This is a genomic window from Pararhizobium qamdonense, from assembly GCF_029277445.1.
GTDB lineage: Bacteria > Pseudomonadota > Alphaproteobacteria > Rhizobiales > Rhizobiaceae > Pararhizobium > Pararhizobium qamdonense.
On sequence record NZ_CP119566.1, the window covers coordinates 894,858 to 915,878 of the forward strand.

Sequence of the window (21,021 nt, forward strand, 5' to 3'; positions counted from 1 at the left end):
CGGTTGTATTATCCTGGTAAAGTATTTTTGGTGTTTTACCAGATGCTTATCTTGATGCGGGACGCCTCCGTCTTGCGCTCGTTTCATCCATGCGCCAAACACACCGATATGTTGAAAAAGGTTACGGCATGAAAAATGTTCTGGTCGTGGGTATAGGTGCGGGAAACCCTGAACACATGACGGTGCAGGCGATCAATGCGCTCAATCAGGCGGACGTCCTGTTCATCCCCACCAAGGGTGACGCCAAGGCGCAGCTGGCCGATATCCGCCGCGATATCGTCTCGCGTTATGTCACCAATCCAAAGAACCGGGTGGTGGAATTCGAAGTTCCCGTGCGCCAGGTGGCGGATCGCTCCTATCATCGCAGCGTCGATGACTGGCACGCCGCCATCGCAAGCGCCTATGAGCGCCTGCTGATCGAGGAACTCGCCGAAGGCCAGACCGGCGCCTTTCTCGTCTGGGGCGATCCGATGCTCTATGACAGCACGATCCGGATTATCGAACGGGTGCGCGCGCTGGCGGCGGTTGCGTTCGACTACGCGGTGATTCCCGGCATTACCAGCATACAGGCGCTGGCCGCCAGCCACAGGATACCGCTCAATCTCGTCGGCAAGCCGGTAGAGATCACCACCGGGCGGCGGCTGGTGGAGAGTTTTCCGCACAGAAACGAGACGGCCGTCGTGATGCTGGATGGCGAACAGGCGTTCATGAAGATCGAGGATCCGGACGCGCGGATCTACTGGGGCGCCTATCTCGGCACCGACCAGGAGATCATCCTGTCCGGCCGCCTTGCCGACGTGAAAGACGAAATCCTCAAGACACGGGCTGCGGCGCGGGCACAGCATGGCTGGATCATGGATATCTACCTTCTGCAAAAGGGCGCCGATTTCGAGGAATAGCGGCTAAAGCGGTGCTTCGTTTTGACGTGGTACTCGGCATGGCGGCGGGATTGTCTGTGTTGTAGAGTGCTTTTTCAGCCGGCGTTCGCTGGCCCGTTTGGATTGTTTGTAAAGACTGGAGATGGCCACGCGCCTGTCATGACGTTTCATGCCGCACCATCCGATGGGCCAATAGAAGCCGCGCAGCGCTCGCCGATGCGCCGTGGCGCGTGCCCGTCGCTGTCGGCACCGATGATGACCGGCGACGGTCTTTTGGCGCGCCTGCGGCCTGAAAAGCCCGGATTTGCGCTTCGTGAACTGATGGAGATCGCGGATGCCGCTGCAGTCTGCGGCAATGGCATCCTGGAAATCACGGCGCGCGGCAACCTGCAGATCCGGGGCCTGACGGCACAGAGCGTCCCCGTCTTGTCGCAGAAAATTGCCGATGCCGGCATCGCAATCGCGCAAGGGCTGGCCATCGAGACGCCGCCTCTGGCGGGGCTCGACCCGGCGGATATCGCCGATGCAGTTTCAATGGCCGAGCGGTTGCACATGGCGGTGTCTGCGCATCAGCCGCCATTGGCGCTGGCCCCGAAACTGTCGGTGATCGTGGATGGCGGCGGGCAGGTCAATCTGGGAGCGGTTACCGCCGATATCCGGTTGCGCGCTGTGCGGATCAACGATGAGGTTTACTGGCTGCTGTCGCTTGCCGGTACGGAAATAACCGCAAGCCGGATCGCGGTGCTGGAAGACGCGGCCGTCGTGCCCGCCGCCATGGACATCCTCAAAAATCTAGCTGCGATCGGCAGGGATGCCCGCGCCCGCGATATTGTCGGGGCCGTTGCGACCCGCTGGGCCAGCGCATTCGATCTCGATGCGATCCCGCCCCAGATGGCCGCGCCGAGTTCCGCCGGCATTCATGATCTTGGCAATGAATGCTGCATTCTGGGCATCGGCCTGCCCTTCGGCCAAATCCATGCGCGGGCTCTTTGCACCTTGCTGGAAGCCCTGGACATAGTCGGAGCCACGGAAATCCGCCTGGCGCCCGGTCACGCACTAATGGTGCTGGGGATTGCGCAGGACCGGATCGCCGCTGCACAGGCTCTGGCGCTTGGCCATGGTTTGCGGGCTTTCCCGCGCGATCCGCGCAATCATATTGCCGCCTGCGCCGGTCTTGGCGCCTGCGCATCGGCGCGGATCGATACGAGAGCCGTCGCGCAGATGCTGGCCGACACGGCGCCCACACTGCTTGACGGGTCGTTGACGGTGCATGTGTCGGGCTGCGCCAAGGGCTGTGCCAAGCCGTCTGCCTCGGGCTTGACGATCACGGCTGCGCCAACAGGCTATGGGCTTGTCGTAAATGGCTCCGCATCGGCGCAACCAACCGCTTATATCGATGAAAACAACATAAGAACCGCGCTTGCACATCTCGACAAGCTGGTGTCTGAGCGGAAACAGGGTGGCGAATCGGCCCGGTCCTGCCTTACACGGCTCGGAGCGGATGGGATCAGAGCCGCGGTTCAACAGGGATAGAGATGCCTGATTACGATTATATCCGGGATGGCGATGCCATCTACGAGCGCTCGTTTGCCATCATTCGCAGCGAAACCGATCTCTCCCGTTTTACCGAGGAAGAGGCCGATCTGGCCGTTCGCATGGTGCATGCCTGCGGGCTGGTGGATGCCGCGCAATATTTCGAATTTTCGCCGGGCTTCGTCCCGGCTGCCCGCCAAGCCCTGAAAAATGGCGCGCCGATTTTCTGCGATGCTTTCATGGTTTCCCACGGCATCACCCGTGCCCGCCTGCCGGCCAATAATGAAGTGATCTGCACGTTGCGCGAACCGCAGACCATCGAGATTGCCCGCGAGATCGGCAATACCCGGTCTGCCGCTGCCCTGAAGCTCTGGGTCGATCGCCTTGCCGGGGCCGTGGTTGCCATCGGCAATGCGCCGACGGCACTGTTCTTCCTTTTGGAACTGCTGCGCGACGGCGCGCCAAAACCGGCTGCCATCATCGGCATGCCGGTGGGCTTCGTCGGGGCTGCGGAATCAAAGGACGCATTGGCGGAGCACTCCTACGGCGTGCCCTATGCGATCGTGCGCGGCCGTCTCGGCGGCAGCGCCATGACGGCTGCTGCGGTCAATTCGCTGGCGAGGCCGGGACTGTGAGCGCGCCGTCTCAAGGCAGACTGATCGGTGTTGGAACAGGCCCCGGCGATCCGGAGCTTCTGACCCTCAAGGCGATCAAGGCATTGGAAGCCGCTGACGTGCTCGCCTATTTCGCCAAGCAAGGGCGGCGCGGCAATGGGCGCGCTGTGGTCGATGGGCTGCTGAAGCCCGGTCTCCTCGAATTGCCACTTTACTATCCCGTGACCGTCGAGATCGAGAAGGATCACGACGACTACAAGAGCCAGATCACCGGCTTTTACGATGCCTCGGCGGCAGCCGTTGCCGAACATCTGAACGCCGGCAAGACCGTCGCCATCCTCAGCGAAGGCGATCCGATGTTCTACGGCTCCTACATGCATCTGCATGTGCGTCTGGCCGGGCGTTTTCCGGTCGAGGTCATTCCGGGGATCACCGCCATGTCCGGCTGCTGGTCGCTGGCGGGCCTGCCGATCGTGCAGGGCGACGATGTGCTGTCCGTGCTTCCGGGCACGATGGGCGAGGACCAATTGATCCGCCGTCTTGCCGATACGCAGGCAGCCGTGATCATGAAGGTCGGCCGCAATCTGCCGAAGATCCGGCGGGCCTTGACGGCAGCCGGCAAGCTTGGCCAGGCGGTTTATGTCGAGCGCGGCACGATGGCGAATTCCGCGATGATCCCCCTGGCTGAAAAGGCCGATGATACCGCGCCCTATTTTTCGCTGGTGCTGGTTCCCGGCTGGAGCGGCAGATCATGAGCGGCACGCTGTATGTGATCGGCACGGGTCCGGGCGGTCCGCAGCAGATGACGCCCGAGGCGCTCGATGCGGTCTCGAAATCAACCGATTTCCTCGGCTACGGCCCCTATCTCGACCGGCTTTCCCTGCGCCCGGATCAGAACCGGATCGCGTCCGACAATCGCGAGGAACTGGACCGGGCACAGGCGGCCATCATGCGCGCCGTGGCTGGCGCCGATGTCTGTGTCGTTTCCGGCGGTGATCCCGGCGTCTTTGCCATGGCTGCCGCTGTCTGCGAGGCAATCGATAACGGGCCGGAGGAATGGCGCTCGATCGATCTCGTCATCGTGCCCGGTGTCACCGCGATGCTCGCGGTTGCCGCCCGCATTGGTGCTCCGCTCGGCCATGATTTCTGTGCCATTTCGCTGTCGGACAATCTGAAGCCCTGGGATGTGATTACCAGCCGTTTGAAGCTGGTGGCGCAAGCGGGCCTGGTGATCGCGCTCTACAATCCGATCAGCAAGGCGCGGCCCTGGCAGCTCGGCGAAGCCTTCGATATCCTGCGCACCGTGCTGCCTGCGCAAACGCCGGTGATTTTCGGCCGCGCGGCCGGACGGCCGGATGAGCGCATGCTGGTCATGAATCTGGCGAAAGCCGATGCCGGGAAGGCGGATATGGCGACCTGCGTGATCATCGGCTCGCCCGAGACCCGCATCATCCCGCGTCCGGGCAGGGCTGACCTCGTTTACACGCCGCGTTTCATCGCCGGGGAGAGAAGGTGATCGACAAGGCCGAGCGCGTCTTTGACAGTCTCCACCGTGCGGACATCGTCCGGTTGCTGCCGCTCGACCATGATCACCGGGATCCCCAGCGCACGGGCGGCGGCGATCTTGCCATAGGTGGCCGTGCCGCCGCTGTTCTTGGCGACGATGACGTCGATCCGGTTGCCGGTGAGAAGGGCGCGCTCGGCGGCTTCCTCAAAGGGGCCGGTCGCCAGAAGGTAGCGCGCATCGGGTACGCCGAGCTGCGGCAGGACGGGATCGACGCTGCGGATCAGATATTGGTGCTGCGGCGCATGTTCGAAATGGAAGACCTCCTGCCTGCCAATGGCGAGAAACACGCGTTTTGGCGCCGCGCCAAGCGCCGTAACCGCCTCCGGAATGGAACGGACGCAGGTCCAGAGATCGCCGGGTTGCTGTTTCCAGGCGGAGCGGCGGAGCGCAAAAAATGCAATACCGGTGCTGCCTGCCGCAATCTCCGCATTGTGCGAGATGCGCGCCGCAAAGGGATGGGTGGCGTCGATCAAAAGGTCGAAATTTTCAGCCTCCAGGAAACCGGCAAGCCCGTCGCTGCCGCCGAAACCGCCGCTGCGGCTCGGCACCGGTTGAGCGATGGGTTCCGCCGTTCGCCCGGCGAGCGACAGGAGAATGTCGCAGTCCGTGCGGAGAGCCAGCGCGGCTGCCAGCTGCCGTGCTTCGGTCGTGCCGCCAAGGATCAGGATACGGTGTTTGCCCATGGGTGACGGTCAGGCCTCTTCTGGCGGCAATAATCTGCCCTGGCTGACGATCATCGGCCTGGGTGAAGACGGTTTAGCCGGTCTCGGCGACGAGGCCAAGCGCTGCATCGCCGCTGCTTCGGTGGTTTTCGGTGGCGCCCGTCATCTTGAGCTCACCGCAACCTTGATCTCCGGCGAGCGCCATCCGTGGCTGAGCCCTTTCGAGCGTTCCGTCGAGGCGGTGGTTGCGCTGCGCGGACAGCCTGTTGTGGTGCTCGCATCCGGCGATCCCTTCTTCTTCGGCGCCGGGGTGACGCTGTCGCGCCGGATCGCCCGCGCCGAAATGCGGGTTTTCCCCGCTCCGTCCTCGTTCAGCTTAGCAGCCTCCCGCCTCGGTTGGGCGTTGCAGGATACAGTGATCGTGTCCCTGCATGGCCGTCCGCTCGATCTGATCCGGCCGCATCTGCAGCCGGGATCGCGCATTCTGGCGCTGACATCCGATGAACATGGTCCAGCTCAGCTTGCGGTGCTGCTTGTTTCAAGCGGGTTCGGGCAATCGCGTTTGACGGTGCTTGAGGCGCTGGGCGGTGCTCGGGAGCAGATGACTTCGCAGATTGCTGCGGATTTCTCGCTGGCGGATATCAACACGCTCAATATCTGTGCTGTTGAGGTTGTGGCTGACACTGACGCGCGCATCCTGCCGCTCGCCGCCGGCCTTCAAGACGGGCTTTTCGAACATGATGGTCAGATCACCAAGCGTGAGGTCCGCGCACTGACGCTGTCAGCACTTGCGCCCCGGCGCGGCGAACTGCTTTGGGATGTCGGCGCAGGTTCCGGATCGATCGGGATCGAGTGGATGCTGTCCGATCCGGCAATGCGCGCGATTGCCATCGAAGGCTCGCCGGATCGTGCCGCGCGCATCGGGCGCAACGCGGTGAATTTTGGTGTGCCCGGTTTGACAATCGTCCATGGAACAGCGCCCCAGGCCCTTGCCGGATTGCCATCTCCGGATGCGGTTTTTGTCGGTGGCGGCGGCAGCGAGGAGGGCGTGATGGCTGCGGCCATCGCCGCCTTGAAAAGCGGTGGGCGGTTGGTTGCCAATGCGGTGACGACGCAGATGGAGGCGGTGCTTCTGGACCATCAGGCCCGCCTCGGCGGATCGCTGCTGCGCATCGATATCGCCCGCGCATCGCCGGTGGGCGCCATGACGGGCTGGCGTCCGGCCATGCCGGTCACGCAATGGTCATGGGTCAAACCCTGACCTTGGATATTCAGAAGGATAGAAGATGACCGTTCATTTCATCGGAGCAGGCCCAGGCGCCGCTGATCTCATCACCGTGCGCGGCCGCGATCTCATCGCCCGCTGCCCGGTTTGCCTCTATGCGGGGTCGATCGTCTCGCCCGAACTCCTGCAATATTGCCCGGACGGTGCGCGCATTGTCGATACGGCGCCGATGTCGCTGGATGAGATCGAGGCCGAATATGTGACGGCCGCTGCCGCCGGCCAGGATGTGGCGCGGCTGCATTCCGGCGATCTTTCGGTTTGGAGCGCAGTTGCCGAACAGATTCGCCGGCTGGAAAAACACGGGCTCGATTATACGATGACACCCGGTGTGCCGGCGTTTGCGGCGGCGGCTGCCACCCTCGGGCGCGAACTGACCATCCCCGCCATTGGCCAGAGCCTTGTGCTGACGCGGGTTTCCGGCCGGGCCTCGCCGATGCCGAATGCCGAGACGCTGGCCGGTTTCGGTGCCACCGGCGCGACGCTTGCCATTCATCTGGCGATCCATGCGCTGGCGCAGGTGGTTTCCGAGCTGACGCCGCTTTACGGTGCAGATTGCCCGGTGGCGATCGTCGTCAAGGCATCCTGGCCGGATGAGCGGGTGCTGCGCGGCACGCTTGCCGATATCGAGGCGAAGGTGGCGGCCGATCCGATCGAGCGTACAGCCCTGATCTTTGTCGGACGCACGCTTGGCGCTACCGATTTTCGCGAAAGTGCCCTTTACGACGCCGCCTATCAACGGCGGTTTCGCGGCCGCGACGGACTATAAGAAAACCTCAGATATCCATGCCCGACGTATCCGGGCCCGGCGTATCCGGCTGGTCGCCGGCCGCCTTGCGCGGCACGTCGTTCCGGCCTTCGATCCGGTCACGGTAGAGCGCGGATTGTCCGAGCAGCATCAAGGTCACCGGCGTCGTCAGGATGACGAAAACGATGATCAGGACTTCGTGCAGGATCCAGCGGTTCTGCAGCACGGCAAAGGTGATCATCGAGGCAACGGAGATCAGGATCGTGCCGGCGCTGGCGCCGAGGGTGGGCGCATGCAGGCGGCCATAGAAGGTTTTCAGCCGGATCAGTCCCATCGAACCGATAAGGGTGATGACGGAGCCGGTCAGAAGCAGGATGCAGACCGGGATCGCCGCCCAGGCCGGAAGGTCGGTCAGATGGCTCATTCGATCACCTCGCCGCGCATCAGGAATTTCGCAAAGGCGATCGACGAGACGAAGCCAAGCACGGCGATGATCAAAGCCGCTTCGAAATAGATCGAATTGGCCGTGCGGATCCCGAAGGTCAAAAGCAAAAGCATGGCCGTAATATAGAGCGCATCGAGGCCCAGGATGCGGTCCTGGGCGCGTGGCCCCCGCACCATGCGAAACAGCGCACATCCCATCGCCAGTCCAAGCAGGATCTGGGAGGCGAGGATCGACCAGATGATGAAGAGCTCGGTCATTCGAATATCTCCTTCAACGGGGCTTCGTAACGCTTTTTGATCAGGTCCGACCAGGCAGCACCGTTTTCCAGGTCCAGCACGTGGAGAAGCAGCACGCCGGTCTGGCGGTCGAATTCGAGCCAGGCGGTGCCGGGTGTCGCCGTCAGAATGCATGCAAGCAGTGCCAAAGCATTTTCGTCGCGCAGGCTGATATCGATCGCCACGAAACCGGAATTGACCGGCCGCCTTCCGGCGCGCAGGATCACGCCCATCACGGCAAGGTTCGATTTCACCACATCGAGCGCCACATGCCCGGCGAGAACCGCGATGCGCCCGTAATTCTTCATCCGCGTCTTGTCGGGCTGCAGGTTGACCATGACCCAGGCAAACGCGATGCCGAGCATGGAGCCAAGGATGATCTGGCCTGGTGATACCGACTGGTTGATCAAAAGCCACAGCATCAGGAGGGCCAGCGACAGAAGCGGGTAGGGGAACCAGTAGCGCATGGCCTATTCCCCCGCTGCCGGGCCGGCACGCGGCGCCGACATCACGCGTCCGATATAGTTCTGCGGTTCACCCAGCGATTTCGCCGTCGCATCCATATAACGCATCACGGGCCCTGCCTGGAAGCTCAGGAAGACGCAAGCCGCCAGAAGCATCAGGACTGGTGTGATCTCGATCAGGAAGACGCGCGGAATGGTGCCTTCGATCGAGGTCCAGAACGTGCGGATACCAACGCGGTTCATGGCGATCATGGCCGCAAGGCCGGACAGGATGAGAAGGGCGGTATAGGCCCATTCGGCGCCGGAGACCGGAGCGTCATCGCCGAAACTGCCGGGATTGAACAATCCGTGCAGCATGGCGAATTTTGCCAGAAATCCGGAAAGCGGCGGCAGGCCCGAAAGCAGGATGGCGCAGGCACAGAAGCAGAGACCCAGCACGGCCATGGTGCCGGGCACGGCGACGCCGCCTTCTTTTTCCGCCTCGTTTTCATCGACATCACCATAGGCTTCCATGGTCACCGCCAGAACGTCGGCGCCGGCATCGCGAGCGCGCTCCACCAGCTCGATCAAAAGGAAGAAGGCGCAAATCGTCAGTGTCGAACTCACCAGATAAAACAGGGCGCCGCCGATGACGGCGCCATTGCCAAGCCCGATCGCCGCCATCAGCGTACCGGACGAGACCAGCACGCAATAGCCGGCAAGCCTGCCCATGGCCTGCGAGGCCAATACGCCGATCGCGCCGAAGCCGATGGTCATCAGGCCGCCATAAAGAAGGACGGATTGACCAAAGCCGAGGGAGGCGCCGGCATCTGCGCCAAACAGCAGCATGGAGAGCCGAAGGAGGATGTAGACGCCGACCTTGGTGAGGATGGCAAAGATTGCGGCGACCGGCGGCGTTGCGGCCGAATAGGTGGCGGGCAGCCAGAAGCCGAGCGGCCACATGCCGGCCTTGACGAGGAAGGCAATGCCGAGAATGGCCGCCCCCGCTTCCATCAGCATCCGGCTTTCCGGGCCGATCGTGGTGATCCGCATGGCAAGATCGGCCATGTTCAGCGTGCCCGTTGCGCCATAGATCAGGCTGACCCCGACCAGAAACAGCGAAGAGGCTGCAAGATTGATGGCGATGTAATGCAGGCCTGCCTTGACGCGCATCGGGCCGGAGCCATGCAGCAGCAGCCCGTAGGATGCGGCCAGCATCATTTCAAAGAAGACGAACAGATTGAACAGGTCGCCGGTCAGGAAGGCGCCGTTGAGGCCGGCCAGCATCAACTGGAACAGCGAATGAAAATGATAACCGGCCCGATGCCATTTCGCCATCGAAAACACCTGCGTCGCCATTGCGAGCAGCCCGGTCAGCACCAGCATCAGCGCTGACAGCCGGTCCAGCACCAGAACGATGCCGAAGGGGGCTGGCCAGTTTCCAAGCAGGTAGACGCTGGCCCCGGTCTCGCCCTCTCCCGAGGAGGCTGCCATCCGCATCAACAGGATGCTGATGATGAAAACCACCACGGTTGAGGTGAAGGCGATCACCCCTTTCAGCGTCCGGTTCCGTTCATCGACGGGAATAAGGGCCGCTGCCGTGAGGATCGGCAGAATGATCGGCAGGATGATCAGGTGATGAAGCCAGTTCATGCCGCGTTACTCCCTGCCGTCCACGTGGTCGGTGCCGGTAAAGCCGCGAGACGCGAGAAGCACGACCAGAAACAGCGCCGTCATGGCAAAGCCGATGACGATGGCTGTGAGCACCAAAGCCTGGGGAATGGGATCGGTATGGGTCAAAAGTCCGCCAACGCCACCCGGCTCAAGCACCGGCGGCGCATTGACCCTCAGACGGCCCATGCCGAAAATGAAGAGATTGACGGCATAGGAGAGCAGCGACAGGCCGATGACCACCTGATAGGTGCGCGGCCGGAACAAAAGCCAGACGCCGGAAGCGGTGAGAACGCCGATGCCTGCGGAGAGAACCAGTTCCATTATGTGTTCTCCTTCGCCGCCAGTTTCGCCGCCCTGATCTGGGCGCGCGGTGCACGCACCGACTGGTGGGCGAGCGCGATCAGGATCAGCACGGTGGCGCCGAGCACCAGCGAGAAGACGCCGAGATCGAACAGGATCGCGCTTGCGAGCGGAATTTTACCGATGACCGGCAGGGAAACGTATTGGGAATACGAGGTCAGGAACGGATAGCCGAAGACCCAGGACCCGAGGCCGGTCGTGGTGGCGACGATGAGGCCGATTGCCATCCAGCGCAGCGGATGGATCCGCAGCCGTTCCTCGACCCAGCGCGTACCACCCGCCATATATTGCAGAATGAAGGCGATCGACATGGCGATGCCGGCTGCAAAGCCGCCGCCTGGAAGATCATGGCCGCGGAAAAACAGGAAGGCCGCCAGCATGCCGATGACCGGGAACATCCAGCGCATGATCACCGAGGGCACCAGCAGGTATTCGGCAATGCTGTCGCCCTTCTTGCGATCGGGGTGATCGTCGTCGAACGCATTCTGAACGCGCTGCTGCTCCGGTGCCTCGAGGCTTTCGGTGGCAGGGCGGAAACGCAGAAGCAGCGCGAACACCGTCAAGGCGACGATGCACAGGACGGCGATCTCGCCCAGCGTATCGAAGCCGCGGAAATCGACGAGGATGACGTTGACGACATTGGTGCCGCCGCCTTCGCTATAGGCGCGCTCGAGGAAATAGCTCGAAATGGTCTCGGGCATTTCCCGGCTCATCACCGTGTAGGAGACGAGCATCATGCCAAGACCGGCAAAGACGGCGGTCGCAAGGTCGCGCAGGCGGCGCAGGCGCGTCGATATGGTCATCATTTCCGGATCATCGGGATCTTCGATCCGCTTGGGCAACCAGCGCAGGCCAAGCAGGATCAGAACCGTCGTGACGATCTCGACGAGCAATTGCGTGACCGCCAGATCGGGTGCTGAAAGCCACACGAAGGTGACACAGGTAACAAGACCCGCGCCTCCGAGCAGCACGAGCGCCGCAAGCCTGTGGAATTTCGCCTGATAGGCTGCGCCGATGGCACAGACCATGCCGACCAGCCAGAGCAGCGCAAAGGCCGGATCAATGTTGCGCAGCACGATATTGGCCGGTTTGAAACCCTGCGTCAGAAGCGTGGCGGCGCCGGCGATCACTGCCACTGCGACGAGGACCCGCATCTGCGGCTGCAGTCGGCGGGTGCCGGCGCGCATCTCGATCGAGCGCGCCCATTTCCATGACAGGGTGACCAGCACGCGCTCGAAGATGCGTTGGCCCTCCAGGCGGCGGAAGAAGGGCGGGCCCTCGATGCTGGTGGCAAGATAGGGCCGCATGATGAAGAACAGCCCGATGCCGCCGACAAGCGCAATCAGGCTCATGAACAGCGGCAGGTTCCAGCCATGCCAGACGGCAAGGCTATAGACCGGCGTCGCCTCGCCCAGAACCGATTGCACGGCGGTGTGCAGAAAGGGGCCGATCGTCAGGGTCGGGATCACGCCGACGACGAGGCAGGAGAATACCAGGAAATAGATCGGCGCCAGCATCCAGTGTGGCGGCTCATGCGGCGTCGTGGGCAGATCCTTTGGCGGCGGTCCGAAAAAGACGCTGTAGATGAAACGCAGCGAATAGGTGACGGCAAACATGCTGGCGAGCGTTGCGACATAGGGCGTGATCGTGTCGAGCAGATTGTATTTATGGGTTTCGATCGCCTCGGCAAAGAACATTTCTTTCGACAGGAAGCCGTTCAACAGCGGTACGCCGGCCATCGAGGCGCTGGCGACCATCGCCAGCGTCGCCGTTATCGGCATGTATTTGAACAGGCCGCTGAGCTTGCGCATGTCGCGGGTGCCGGTTTCATGATCGATGATCCCGGCGGCCATGAACAGCGAGGCCTTGAAGGTGGCGTGGTTCATGGTGTGAAAGATCGCGGCGACCGCAGCCAAGGGACTGCCGAGGCTCAGAAGCACGGTAATAAGGCCGAGATGGCTGATCGTCGAATAGGCGAGCAGCCCCTTCAGGTCCTGCTGGAAGATCGCGAAATAGGCGCCGAGCAACAGCGTGCTGAGGCCGGCAAGGCCGACGATCCAGAACCACTGGTCGGTGCCCGCCATGACCGGCCAGAGCCGGATCAACAGGAAGACGCCGGCTTTGACGAGGGTCGCCGAATGCAGATAGGCCGAAACCGGCGTCGGCGCCGCCATCGCATGCGGCAGCCAGAAATGGAACGGAAACTGTGCACTCTTGGTGAGGGCTCCGAGCAGGATAAGAATGAGCACGGTCGTGTAGAGCGGATCGTTGCGGATCAGGTTGCCGGACGAAAGCACGACATCGAGATCATAGCTGCCGACGATATGGCCGATCAGCATCAGCCCGACGAACATGCACAGGCCGCCGGTGCCGGTGACGGTCAGCGCCATGCGGGCGCCATCGCGCGCATTGGCGTTGTGGTGCCAGTAACCGATCAGAAGGAAGGAGATGATGCTGGTCAATTCCCAGAAGATCGCCAGCAGAATGAGATTGCCGGAAAGTACCACGCCGAGCATGGCGCCCATGAAGGCGAGGAAGAGGGCAAAGAAGCGCGGAACCGGGTCGCTGGCCGACATATAGTAACGGGCGTAGACAACGACGAGCAGGCCGATCGCGGTGACCAGGCTTGCAAACATCCAGGCAAAGCCGTCCATCCGCAGCGAGAAGTTCAGCCCAAGTTCCGGAAGCCAGTCGACATTGTAGCGAAGCACTTTGTTTGCGGCGACGATCGGATAGAGGCCGGCCGATGTGGCAAGGCAAAACAGGGCGATCGAGCCTGAAAGCCAGGCGCTGGCCGTGCCCTTGTGTGCCGGAATGCAGATTGCAGCAAGGCTCCCCGCGAAAGGCGCAAGAACCAGAATGAGAAGCAATGTCGCTGCGGTGTCTATGTGCCCGTTTCCCTCAATCTTTCCGAAATGACAGGACCGCGAGGGGTCCGTGAGTGCTGCAGCATGCGTGCGCTGCGGCGGTGCCCGAAGCGCACCGCGAAACGGTGCAAGAGCACATTGTTTTTATGTCTGCTTTCGGCTGCCATGCCAACCCGCAACGGCGATAAAATTGACTGCCTGCGGCAATTCGTTGCCGGTCGTGGCGCAAAACTGCGGTTTGATGGCTGATCGTTGCCGCGCCGGTCAAACTGTGTTTGGAAACATCGGGCTGCGTTTTTTGTAACGAAGTGTAGGATCGGTGTGACGGGAAATATTTTGACACCGAAAACGGCCGGCAGCGGCGGATGCGCCCCGTGCGTTTTTCCGTTCTGCTGGTATAAACATCCGCATGGATACAATACCGCACATTCTTGTCGTCGATGACGATCCGGAGATTCGCCGGCTGCTTGGAAAATATCTCGATGGTCAGGGTTTTCGCATCAGTCTGGCCGGCAGCAAGGGCGAATGCGAGGCGAAGCTCGCCGAGCTGAAGATCGATCTTCTGGTTCTCGATGTCATGCTGCCGGATGGCTCCGGGCTTGATCTGTGCCGGTCGTTGCGCGGGCGGATGCCGCAGCTGTCGATCATTCTTCTGACGGCGCTCAAGGAAGATGTCGACCGCATCATCGGGCTTGAATTCGGTGCCGACGATTATCTCGGAAAACCGTTCAACCCGCGCGAACTGTCTGCCCGCATCCGCGCCGTGCTGCGCCGCGGCCGGGCCGAGGCGCAGCCGGCGGGAAGCCGGCAATATGTCTTTGCCAATTATGTCGCCGATATCGAAAGCCGCACCTTGCTTGCGCCTGATGGGAGCACCGTCGATCTGACCGGAGGCGAGTTCGAGCTTCTGGTGGTTTTCCTGCAGCGTCCGGGACGTGTTCTGTCGCGTGACTCGCTCTTGGATCTGACGCAGGGGCGAACCGCTGACCCGTTTGACCGCTCGATCGATATTCTGGTCAGCCGCCTGCGCCGCAAGCTCGGCGATGCCAGCGTCTTTGCCATGCTGAAGACCGTGCGCAACAAGGGGTATCAGCTCGCGGTTCCCGTCGAGCGGAGCAACTAGATGTTGTCGCTGCGCACGCGGTTCACGGCACTTTTGATCATCTCGGTGGTTCTGGTTCTGGTGATCGCTGCCGTCATCACCGCCTGGCTTTTGCGCAAGCCGCCTGAAGTCATGTATGACCGGGTGCTGGCTGAAAAAGCCGAATTTGCGCTGCTTCTCTTGCGCGCCGATCCGCTGGCAGCCCAGACACTGCACATCGTCATTCAGGACAAGCCGCCGCAGGACCGGATCGATCCGGAGCGGACGGAGAATATCCGCGCGGAGGGACGCCGCAAGGGGTATACCGCCGATGTCGTCGTGCTCAAGAGCTTCAATCCGCATCGCTGGGATATCGCCATCCGGCTGGATGACGGGCGCTGGGCATACCTCGATTTTCCTGATCCCACCCCTTTTCCCTATCTGCCGCTGGCGGCCTATCTGGCGCTGGTCGCGATCGGCATGACCGGCATTGCCACCTATGTCAGCAACGTGATGATGCGGCCCCTGCGCATCCTGGATGAAACGATCGCCAAGATACGGCCGGATGGCATCATTCCCGAATTGCCGGAAACCGGGCCGATGGAGGTTCGCACATCCGCCAAGACCATCAACCGGCTGGCAACGCGCCTCAACGCAGCCGTGTCTAGCCGCATGCGGATGATTGCGGCCGCAGGCCATGACATGCGCACGCCGATGACCCGCATGCGGCTTCGCGCCGAATTCGTCGTCGATGGCGATGACCGGCAGTCCTGGCTCAAGGATCTCGATGAACTCGATCATATCGCTGATAGCGCCATCCGGCTGGTGCGCGAGGAAATCAGCCCGGCGGCGCAGGAACAGGTGTCGCTTGACGTGGTTTTGCGCTCGGTAACCGCAGAGGTCCGGGAGACGGATCTGCCGGTCGAGCATGGTGCAATCGTCCCTGTCCTGGTCAAGGGCGCCCCGTTTGCCCTCAAGCGTGCGTTGCGAAACCTGGTGGTGAATGCCGCGACGCATGGTCAGGGCGCACGCGTTTCGCTGTCCAGTTCCGGCGAAGAAGCGGTTCTCAGGATCCTCGACAGCGGCCCCGGCATTCCGAAGGATCTGCTCGACCGGGTGTTCGAGCCGTTCTTTCGCGTCGATCAGGCCCGGCGCCAGATCGTGCCCGGCGCCGGTCTCGGTCTCGCCATTTCGCAGGAAATTATTGAAAACCATGGCGGCACGATCACCATCATCAATCGCCGGGAGGGCGGCCTGCTGCAAACCGTGCGTCTGCCGCTGTGCAAGCCGGACCAGTATTGATCGGGGTCAATGCTTCTCGGTGATGTAATAAAGGTTAGTAAAGTGGGCTCTGGGGATGCGCCGGTAGGCTGAGGAAGGGGAGCTTTCAGTTGGCAGGTTCAACCGGCCGGCGTTCAGCCGAATTGGCCGCGTTCAGACCGCGACAAATTCCAAATTGGGTTATTTCACGAGAGCGGAACACACTTTCCATCAGCGCTTGTGGCGGGATCAAGCGACCGGACGTCCGTCGGGTCAAAAGGCTCTTTCAGCTCAATGACTTGAGCTGGCTGGATCTCTGTGACAAGCACAGAGATGACGGAGAGTTTGCCAAACGCATAATTTCCAAGTGACCTGCAAAAAAGCAGAGAAGGGCTTGGTCAATAAAAAAAGCGCGGACGATGGAAATCGACCGCGCTCTGTTTGTCCTGACGTCGAGGCTGCGGACAGGCTTGCGCCGTTCTTATTGTCCGATGGCCTGGATGCCTGCGCCACCGCCGATGGCGATGTTCAGAGCAACATAGTTGTTGGCGAGGTTGCGAATGCCGGATGCGAGCGCGATACGCGATGTTGCCAGCGAGCGTTCGGCGTCCAGAACGTCAAGCAGCGACGTGGCGCCGCCCTTGTAGCTTTCGCGGGCCAGACCCAGAGCCTGTTCGTAGGAGTCCACGACCTTCCGCAAAGCCGCCACGGTCTGGTAGTTGTTGCGCAGTGCAACGAGCGCGTTCTCGACTTCCTCGATGCCGTTCAGAACAGTCTGCTTCCAGGAGAGATATTGCTGCTGCGCGCCGGACTTGGCGATATCCACATTGGCCTTCAAACGTCCGCCGCTGAAGATCGGGATATTCAGGCTTGGGCCGAAGGACCATGTGCTCAGACCACCAGCCACTGCGGAGACGATACGCGAACCGTCGATCGAACCGCTCAGGCTCAGGCTCGGATAAAGCTGGGCCTCGGCAACACCGATCTGGGCCGTGGCAGCGGCCAGAAGGCGTTCGGCTCTGCGGATATCGGGGCGGTTGCGCACGAGATCGGCAGGAATGCCGATCTTGGTATTGTAGCGCGGCGAAGGCTGGGACGCGCCATTGCGCAGGCCCGCCGTAACGGTGGTTGCCGGCAGTCCGAGCAGCGTCGCGATATGGTTTGCCGCCTGGTTGAAGCCGGTCTGGTAGCCGGGCAGTTCAGCCAGCGTGCTGTTGACGAGGCCTTCGGCCTGGACGACGTCGAGGCTGGAGGCTGCGCCCGCTGCCTTGATGTCATTCGTCAGCTTCAGCGTTTCGCGCCGCGAGGCGAGGCTTCTCTGCTGCAGTGCATAGGCTTCCTGATTGTAGCGGGCCTCGATGTAGGAGGTGGTCAGATCGGAAAGATAGGCGAGGCGGGCAACGTTGACGTCGGCATAGGCGGCATCAAGCGAAGCGTTGGCGGATTCCTTGGCGCGGGCATACTGGCCGAACAGATCGATCAGCCAGGACGCATCGCCACCGCCGCCGATTGTTTTGGTTTCGCTGTGATCGCTTTGGCCCGCCCTGACCCGGGAGGAGCCATCCTGGCCAGCGACACTGGCCGAACCGCTGGCATTGATCTGCGGCAAGCCGCCGGATGCAGCGACGATGACATTGGCGCGGGCTTCGATGATACGTTCGATCGATTGCTGAACGTCAAGGTTTTCGCTGAGGCCCTGGGCGACGAGGCCGTTCAGCTTCTTGTCGCGGAAAGCTTCCCACCAGGGCTTCAGTGTGACGTCGGCTGCTTCGGCCTGGCCCCCTTGCGAAAACTTCGCCGGCACCGCTGCAGTCGGAGATTGATAATTCGGACCGACAACGCAGCCCGAAAGGAGAACGAGGCTCAAGGGAAAGAGCACTTTAGCAATTTTCATCTGGGTCCCCATCCGGCCCGAGCGGGTCGGTAACAAACGATTCACTTTTTTCGTCTTTAACATTTTCCGCGTCCCTTGCGAGGGAACAATTGCAAACTTGTGTTCGAAATCAACTATCCCCAGCTTTGGTGTTTCCAAAGTGCCACGCCTTTGGACGTGTGGACCACGATTTCAAGGGTTGACGGAAAAAATATTTACAACGGATGGATGCCGTTTCTTCACGTGATTGGAAGGGATTTGCCATCCATCTCAATCCATTAACGCGTGCACGTGTCCGGCGTTTGTCGCGGGAGTGTCGAATTGTTTCCGCAGTGTGACGCGCCGCCGTCGCTGTGTGTGCCGGGCATACCAAACGATCAGGTTAAAATGGGGAAGGCTAATCAGGCTGCGACCCACCGTCGTTTGCGGGCATTGAACGCTCAGTTCAGCGACGCTAACGGGAGGAGAGGCCGGTTCGATAAACCGAGCCCCGTTGATTTCTGAAGGTCGTCGAAAATTACTTTTTCTTCTTCGGCAGGTTTTTGCGGTCTGTTTCCGCAAGCTCCTTCAGCTCTTTCTCCGACATGAATTTCTCCATGCTTTTGGAGGCGCCCTTGAGTTCCGATTTTTTCGTTTCACCGCGCTTGGCAGAGAGTGCCGCACCGGCTGCCTTTTGCTGGGCCTGGGATTTTGCGGGCATCGACTTTCTCCTCTCGTTGCATGCCCATTTAACAATCGCTGCCTAGATTGGTTCCGAAGGCTCTGCCAAATTGCTGGGTGCGCCGATCATCGCCTGCAGGGTTTCGAGCCTGTCTGCATCGCGTGGCAGCTTGTCGGTGCGCAGCCGCGATATGCGCGGAAAGCGCATGGCGACGCCGGATTTGTGGCGGCTGGAAAAGTTGATGCCCTCGAAGGCGACCTCGACGACGAAACCATGATCGGCCTCTGCTCGGATCGAGCGCACCGGACCGAAACGTTCGATCGTATTGTTGCGCACGTAGCGATCCAGCACCTCAAGCTCCGCATCGGTAAAGCCGAAATAAGCCTTGCCGACAGGCACCAGCACATCTTTGCCATCGCTCGTCATCCAGACGCCAAAAGTGAAGTCAGAATAGTAGCTTGAGCGCTTGCCGTGGCCGCGCTGCGCATACATCAGCACCGCGTCGACATTGTAGGGCTCGCGCTTCCATTTGAACCACGGCCCCTTCGAGCGCCCGGACGTATAGGGCGAATCCAGGCGTTTCAGCATGATGCCTTCGATCACCGGATCCGGCGGGTCCTTCCTCAAGCGGTCGAGCTCCTCCCAGCTCGAAAACGAGACGAGCGGGGACAGATCGAAATGCGAGGGGGCGGCCGTTTCAATGAGGGCAGAGAGTGCAGCGCGGCGGGTCAGGAAGTTTTCCGGGCGCATGTCTTTTTCCCCGGAAAACAACAGGTCGTAGCCTCTGATGAACGCCGGATAGTCATCCAGCATCTTTTTCGTCACTGTCTTGCGGTTCAGCCGCTGCTGCAGATCGGAAAATGTCCGCGTGGCGCGGTTGGTCCGCATGGTGCCGCCGACGAGCAGTTCGCCGTCGATAATGCCTTCGAAATCCGCAGCTTCGAGAATATCGGGAAAGGCGCCGGAGATGTCGTCACCGCTGCGCGAATACAGCCGCCGCGTGCCGGCCAGATTGGCAAGTTGAACGCGAATGCCGTCCCATTTCCATTCGGCGGCAAAATCCCTCGGGTCGAGCAAGGTTAGATCATTGTCGCCAACCGGTGTTGCCAGCATCACCGCGTGAAACACGGCCGGCATATCGAGTTTCGGCTTGTCCGCCTTGCCGTCGAGCCATTGAAACAGGGACAAGTAGGGTGGCGACAGGCCGTGCCAGAGCGTTTCGATCTCCGTGACATCGACATTGCCCATGTCGGCGAGCGCCTGTTTCACCAGCCGTGCGGAAACGCCGATGCGCAAACCGCCGGTGATGAGCTTGAGGAAGGCGAACCGGCTTGATCCTTCGAGTTCATCCAGAAGATCGCGCACCAGCCCGTGCACGTTGGCCCGCCCGACGGTCTCCAGTTGATGCATGACGGCACCGAGAGACAGGTCTGGTGCGGCTGGTTTGTCTGTCGCTGCCGGTTCCCAGACCAGCGAGATGGTTTCGGCGAGGTCGCCGACATAATCATAGGAATAGCGGAACAGCACCTCATCCATGCGCTCCAGAACGAGTTGCCGCAGCACGTTGGGTTTCACGGCCTTGAGAGTCAGCGTGCCGGCAATGGCGGCCAGCGCATAGCCGCGGTCGGGGTCGGGCGCCGTGCGGAAATAATCCGCCATCAGCTTGATCTTGGCATTGCGCTGCGGGGTGAGCACCAGACGGTCGAGCAGTTCGGCGAAGGCGCGCATGGGCTATTCTCCCTCGTCGTCGTAGCCGACCAGATGCAGCGGCCGGGCGGCAATGCCCTGCAGCTCGCACCAGCGCACCAACGCCTCTTCGCGGCCATGGGTGACCCAGACCTCACCCGGCTTGACCTCGTTGATCGTATCGAGCAGCTCCGGCCAGTCGCAATGATCGGAGATGATGATCGGCAGTTCGACGCCGCGCTGCTTGGCGCGCTGGCGCACCAGCATCCAGCCGGAAGCGAAAATGGCAACCGGATCGGGAAAGCGCCTAGCCCATTTGTCGGCAAAGGCTGAGGGCGGACCGACGACCACGGCACCGGCAAAGGATTGCCTGTCTTTCGCATCGATCGTGGCGGGCCGCAGATCGCCCAATTCGATGCCTTCGCTTTCATAATAATCGCATAGCCTTGCGAGCGCGCCGTGGATGAAGATGGGCTCGTGATAGCCCGCTTCGCGCAGGAGCATGATGACGCGTTGCGCCTTGCCCAGCGCATAGGCGCCGACCAGATGGGCGCGCTCGGGGAATTGCCGCAGGGATGTCAGGAGCTTGGCAATCTCGCCGCGATCGTCGGGGTGGTGAAATACCGGCAGGCCGAAGGTTGCTTCGGTGATGAAGACATCGCAGGGCACAGGTTCGAAGGAAAGGCAGGTCGGGTCCCGCCGCCTTTTGTAGTCGCCGGAGACGACAATGCGCATGCCGCCCTGTTCGACGGCGATCTGCGCCGAGCCGAGCACATGTCCGGCTGGGTGAAAACTGACGGTGACATCGCCGATCGCCGTGCGCGTGCCGAGGACGGCCTCCTGCGAACTGGTGCAGAATGCCTCGCCATAGCGGATCCGCATGATATCGAGCGTCTCGCGCGTCGCCATCACATGCGTGTGCCCGGCGCGGGCGTGGTCGGCGTGGCCATGGGTGATCAAGGCCCGTTCGACGGGCTGGACGGGATCGATATAGAAGCCGCCCTTCTCGCAAAAGAGACCCTTGGGCGTCGGGTAGAGCAGCGTTTCCGGTTTCATGCCTGTGAAGATAGATGGCAATCGCGCGACTGCCAGCTATCGCGGCGAATTTTTAA

20 protein-coding genes are annotated in these 21,021 nt (G+C 61.6%); 9 read left to right on the forward strand and 11 right to left on the reverse strand.

Features of this window, described 5'->3' with window-relative positions; all coding sequences use genetic code 11:
• Window positions 1–128: 128 nt before the first annotated feature.
• The 5 genes from cobF to PYR65_RS04260 all read left to right on the forward strand — a co-directional run bounded on the left by cobF (window position 129) and on the right by PYR65_RS04260 (window position 4,541).
• Window positions 129–899 carry a precorrin-6A synthase (deacetylating) gene (gene cobF / locus PYR65_RS04240; protein ID WP_276120020.1) on the forward strand — a complete coding sequence of 257 codons (771 nt, stop codon included), beginning with the start codon at window positions 129–131 and terminating at the stop codon, window positions 897–899.
• 138 nt (window positions 900–1,037) lie between these two features.
• On the forward strand, window positions 1,038–2,411 hold the full coding sequence (cobG, locus tag PYR65_RS04245; protein ID WP_276120021.1) for a precorrin-3B synthase: 1,374 nt from the start codon (window positions 1,038–1,040) through the stop codon (window positions 2,409–2,411).
• A gap of 2 nt (window positions 2,412–2,413) precedes the next feature.
• Window positions 2,414–3,046, forward strand: coding sequence for a precorrin-8X methylmutase (locus PYR65_RS04250; RefSeq protein WP_276120022.1), 633 nt, complete (start codon window positions 2,414–2,416; stop codon window positions 3,044–3,046).
• Window positions 3,043–3,780: a precorrin-2 C(20)-methyltransferase gene (locus PYR65_RS04255; RefSeq protein WP_060639235.1), complete on the forward strand. Its 738-nt coding sequence runs from the start codon at window positions 3,043–3,045 to the stop codon at window positions 3,778–3,780. The genes PYR65_RS04250 and PYR65_RS04255 overlap by 4 nt, the downstream gene beginning before the upstream one ends.
• A complete protein-coding gene (locus PYR65_RS04260) occupies window positions 3,777–4,541 on the forward strand; it encodes a precorrin-3B C(17)-methyltransferase (protein ID WP_276120023.1) in 765 nt (254 codons plus the stop codon). The genes PYR65_RS04255 and PYR65_RS04260 overlap by 4 nt, the downstream gene beginning before the upstream one ends.
• On the opposite strand, the gene PYR65_RS04265 is transcribed toward PYR65_RS04260, so the two are convergent.
• Window positions 4,505–5,275, reverse strand: a complete 771-nt coding sequence (locus PYR65_RS04265) for a cobalt-precorrin-6A reductase (RefSeq protein ID WP_276120024.1) — start codon at window positions 5,273–5,275, stop codon at window positions 4,505–4,507. The two genes, PYR65_RS04260 and PYR65_RS04265, sit on opposite strands and share 37 nt — an antisense overlap.
• On the opposite strand from PYR65_RS04265, the gene cbiE reads away from it, so the two are divergent.
• Window positions 5,274–6,515, forward strand: a complete 1,242-nt coding sequence (cbiE, locus tag PYR65_RS04270; RefSeq protein ID WP_276120025.1) for a precorrin-6y C5,15-methyltransferase (decarboxylating) subunit CbiE — start codon at window positions 5,274–5,276, stop codon at window positions 6,513–6,515. The genes PYR65_RS04265 and cbiE overlap by 2 nt on opposite strands.
• Before the next feature lie 25 nt (window positions 6,516–6,540).
• Window positions 6,541–7,305 (forward strand): precorrin-4 C(11)-methyltransferase, encoded by a 765-nt coding sequence (gene cobM, locus PYR65_RS04275; RefSeq protein WP_060639239.1) that lies wholly within the window; start codon window positions 6,541–6,543, stop codon window positions 7,303–7,305.
• A 7-nt stretch (window positions 7,306–7,312) separates the two neighbouring features.
• On the opposite strand, the gene mnhG is transcribed toward cobM, so the two are convergent.
• The 6 genes from mnhG to PYR65_RS04305 are packed head-to-tail and all read right to left on the reverse strand — an operon-like array spanning window position 7,313 to window position 13,351.
• Entirely contained in the window at window positions 7,313–7,708 is a 396-nt protein-coding gene (mnhG, locus tag PYR65_RS04280; protein WP_060639240.1) for a monovalent cation/H(+) antiporter subunit G, read from the reverse strand.
• Window positions 7,705–7,986: a K+/H+ antiporter subunit F gene (locus PYR65_RS04285; protein ID WP_060639241.1), complete on the reverse strand. Its 282-nt coding sequence runs from the start codon at window positions 7,984–7,986 to the stop codon at window positions 7,705–7,707. The genes mnhG and PYR65_RS04285 overlap by 4 nt, the downstream gene beginning before the upstream one ends.
• Window positions 7,983–8,471: a Na+/H+ antiporter subunit E gene (locus PYR65_RS04290; RefSeq protein ID WP_276120026.1), complete on the reverse strand. Its 489-nt coding sequence runs from the start codon at window positions 8,469–8,471 to the stop codon at window positions 7,983–7,985. Before PYR65_RS04290 ends, PYR65_RS04285 begins: the two co-directional genes overlap by 4 nt.
• Before the next feature lie 3 nt (window positions 8,472–8,474).
• Window positions 8,475–10,100, reverse strand: a complete 1,626-nt coding sequence (locus tag PYR65_RS04295) for a monovalent cation/H+ antiporter subunit D (RefSeq protein WP_276120027.1) — start codon at window positions 10,098–10,100, stop codon at window positions 8,475–8,477.
• 6 nt (window positions 10,101–10,106) lie between these two features.
• Window positions 10,107–10,442, reverse strand: a complete 336-nt coding sequence (locus tag PYR65_RS04300) for a Na+/H+ antiporter subunit C (protein ID WP_276120028.1) — start codon at window positions 10,440–10,442, stop codon at window positions 10,107–10,109.
• Window positions 10,442–13,351, reverse strand: coding sequence for a monovalent cation/H+ antiporter subunit A (locus PYR65_RS04305; RefSeq protein WP_407951274.1), 2,910 nt, complete (start codon window positions 13,349–13,351; stop codon window positions 10,442–10,444). The genes PYR65_RS04300 and PYR65_RS04305 overlap by 1 nt, the downstream gene beginning before the upstream one ends.
• A gap of 406 nt (window positions 13,352–13,757) precedes the next feature.
• On the opposite strand from PYR65_RS04305, the gene PYR65_RS04310 reads away from it, so the two are divergent.
• Complete coding sequence (locus PYR65_RS04310; RefSeq protein WP_060639565.1) at window positions 13,758–14,471, forward strand: response regulator; 714 nt, start codon at window positions 13,758–13,760, stop codon at window positions 14,469–14,471.
• Complete coding sequence (locus PYR65_RS04315) at window positions 14,472–15,731, forward strand: ATP-binding protein (protein WP_276120029.1); 1,260 nt, start codon at window positions 14,472–14,474, stop codon at window positions 15,729–15,731.
• A 439-nt stretch (window positions 15,732–16,170) separates the two neighbouring features.
• Here PYR65_RS04315 and PYR65_RS04320 read toward each other — a convergent pair whose 3' ends face one another.
• The 4 genes from PYR65_RS04320 to PYR65_RS04335 all read right to left on the reverse strand — a co-directional run bounded on the left by PYR65_RS04320 (window position 16,171) and on the right by PYR65_RS04335 (window position 20,965).
• The gene (locus PYR65_RS04320) at window positions 16,171–17,583 is read right to left on the reverse strand and encodes an efflux transporter outer membrane subunit (RefSeq protein ID WP_060639246.1); all 1,413 of its coding nucleotides are present in this window, start codon (window positions 17,581–17,583) and stop codon (window positions 16,171–16,173) included.
• 496 nt (window positions 17,584–18,079) lie between these two features.
• Complete coding sequence (locus PYR65_RS04325) at window positions 18,080–18,262, reverse strand: DUF3008 family protein (protein WP_276120030.1); 183 nt, start codon at window positions 18,260–18,262, stop codon at window positions 18,080–18,082.
• Window positions 18,263–18,304: 42 nt separating this feature from the next.
• Window positions 18,305–19,951: a cisplatin damage response ATP-dependent DNA ligase gene (locus PYR65_RS04330; RefSeq protein WP_276120031.1), complete on the reverse strand. Its 1,647-nt coding sequence runs from the start codon at window positions 19,949–19,951 to the stop codon at window positions 18,305–18,307.
• A 3-nt stretch (window positions 19,952–19,954) separates the two neighbouring features.
• Complete coding sequence (locus PYR65_RS04335) at window positions 19,955–20,965, reverse strand: ligase-associated DNA damage response exonuclease (RefSeq protein WP_276120964.1); 1,011 nt, start codon at window positions 20,963–20,965, stop codon at window positions 19,955–19,957.
• Window positions 20,966–21,021 lie beyond the last annotated feature (56 nt).

Excerpts from the sequence above, each read along its gene's own strand:
- cobF (WP_276120020.1), top strand. The coding sequence starts at position 129 with ATGAAAAATGTTCTGGTCGTGGGTATAGGTGCGGGAAACCCTGAACAC.
- cobG (WP_276120021.1), top strand. The coding sequence starts at position 1,038 with ATGACGTTTCATGCCGCACCATCCGATGGGCCAATAGAAGCCGCGCAG.
- PYR65_RS04250 (WP_276120022.1), top strand. The coding sequence starts at position 2,414 with ATGCCTGATTACGATTATATCCGGGATGGCGATGCCATCTACGAGCGC.
- PYR65_RS04260 (WP_276120023.1), top strand. The coding sequence starts at position 3,777 with ATGAGCGGCACGCTGTATGTGATCGGCACGGGTCCGGGCGGTCCGCAG.
- cbiE (WP_276120025.1), top strand. The coding sequence starts at position 5,274 with ATGGGTGACGGTCAGGCCTCTTCTGGCGGCAATAATCTGCCCTGGCTG.
- PYR65_RS04265 (WP_276120024.1), bottom strand. The coding sequence starts at position 5,275 with ATGGGCAAACACCGTATCCTGATCCTTGGCGGCACGACCGAAGCACGG.
- cobM (WP_060639239.1), top strand. The coding sequence starts at position 6,541 with ATGACCGTTCATTTCATCGGAGCAGGCCCAGGCGCCGCTGATCTCATC.
- mnhG (WP_060639240.1), bottom strand. The coding sequence starts at position 7,708 with ATGAGCCATCTGACCGACCTTCCGGCCTGGGCGGCGATCCCGGTCTGC.
- PYR65_RS04285 (WP_060639241.1), bottom strand. The coding sequence starts at position 7,986 with ATGACCGAGCTCTTCATCATCTGGTCGATCCTCGCCTCCCAGATCCTG.
- PYR65_RS04290 (WP_276120026.1), bottom strand. The coding sequence starts at position 8,471 with ATGCGCTACTGGTTCCCCTACCCGCTTCTGTCGCTGGCCCTCCTGATG.
- PYR65_RS04295 (WP_276120027.1), bottom strand. The coding sequence starts at position 10,100 with ATGAACTGGCTTCATCACCTGATCATCCTGCCGATCATTCTGCCGATC.
- PYR65_RS04300 (WP_276120028.1), bottom strand. The coding sequence starts at position 10,442 with ATGGAACTGGTTCTCTCCGCAGGCATCGGCGTTCTCACCGCTTCCGGC.
- PYR65_RS04310 (WP_060639565.1), top strand. The coding sequence starts at position 13,758 with ATGGATACAATACCGCACATTCTTGTCGTCGATGACGATCCGGAGATT.
- PYR65_RS04315 (WP_276120029.1), top strand. The coding sequence starts at position 14,472 with ATGTTGTCGCTGCGCACGCGGTTCACGGCACTTTTGATCATCTCGGTG.
- PYR65_RS04320 (WP_060639246.1), bottom strand. The coding sequence starts at position 17,583 with ATGAAAATTGCTAAAGTGCTCTTTCCCTTGAGCCTCGTTCTCCTTTCG.
- PYR65_RS04325 (WP_276120030.1), bottom strand. The coding sequence starts at position 18,262 with ATGCCCGCAAAATCCCAGGCCCAGCAAAAGGCAGCCGGTGCGGCACTC.
- PYR65_RS04330 (WP_276120031.1), bottom strand. The coding sequence starts at position 19,951 with ATGCGCGCCTTCGCCGAACTGCTCGACCGTCTGGTGCTCACCCCGCAG.
- PYR65_RS04335 (WP_276120964.1), bottom strand. The coding sequence starts at position 20,965 with ATGAAACCGGAAACGCTGCTCTACCCGACGCCCAAGGGTCTCTTTTGC.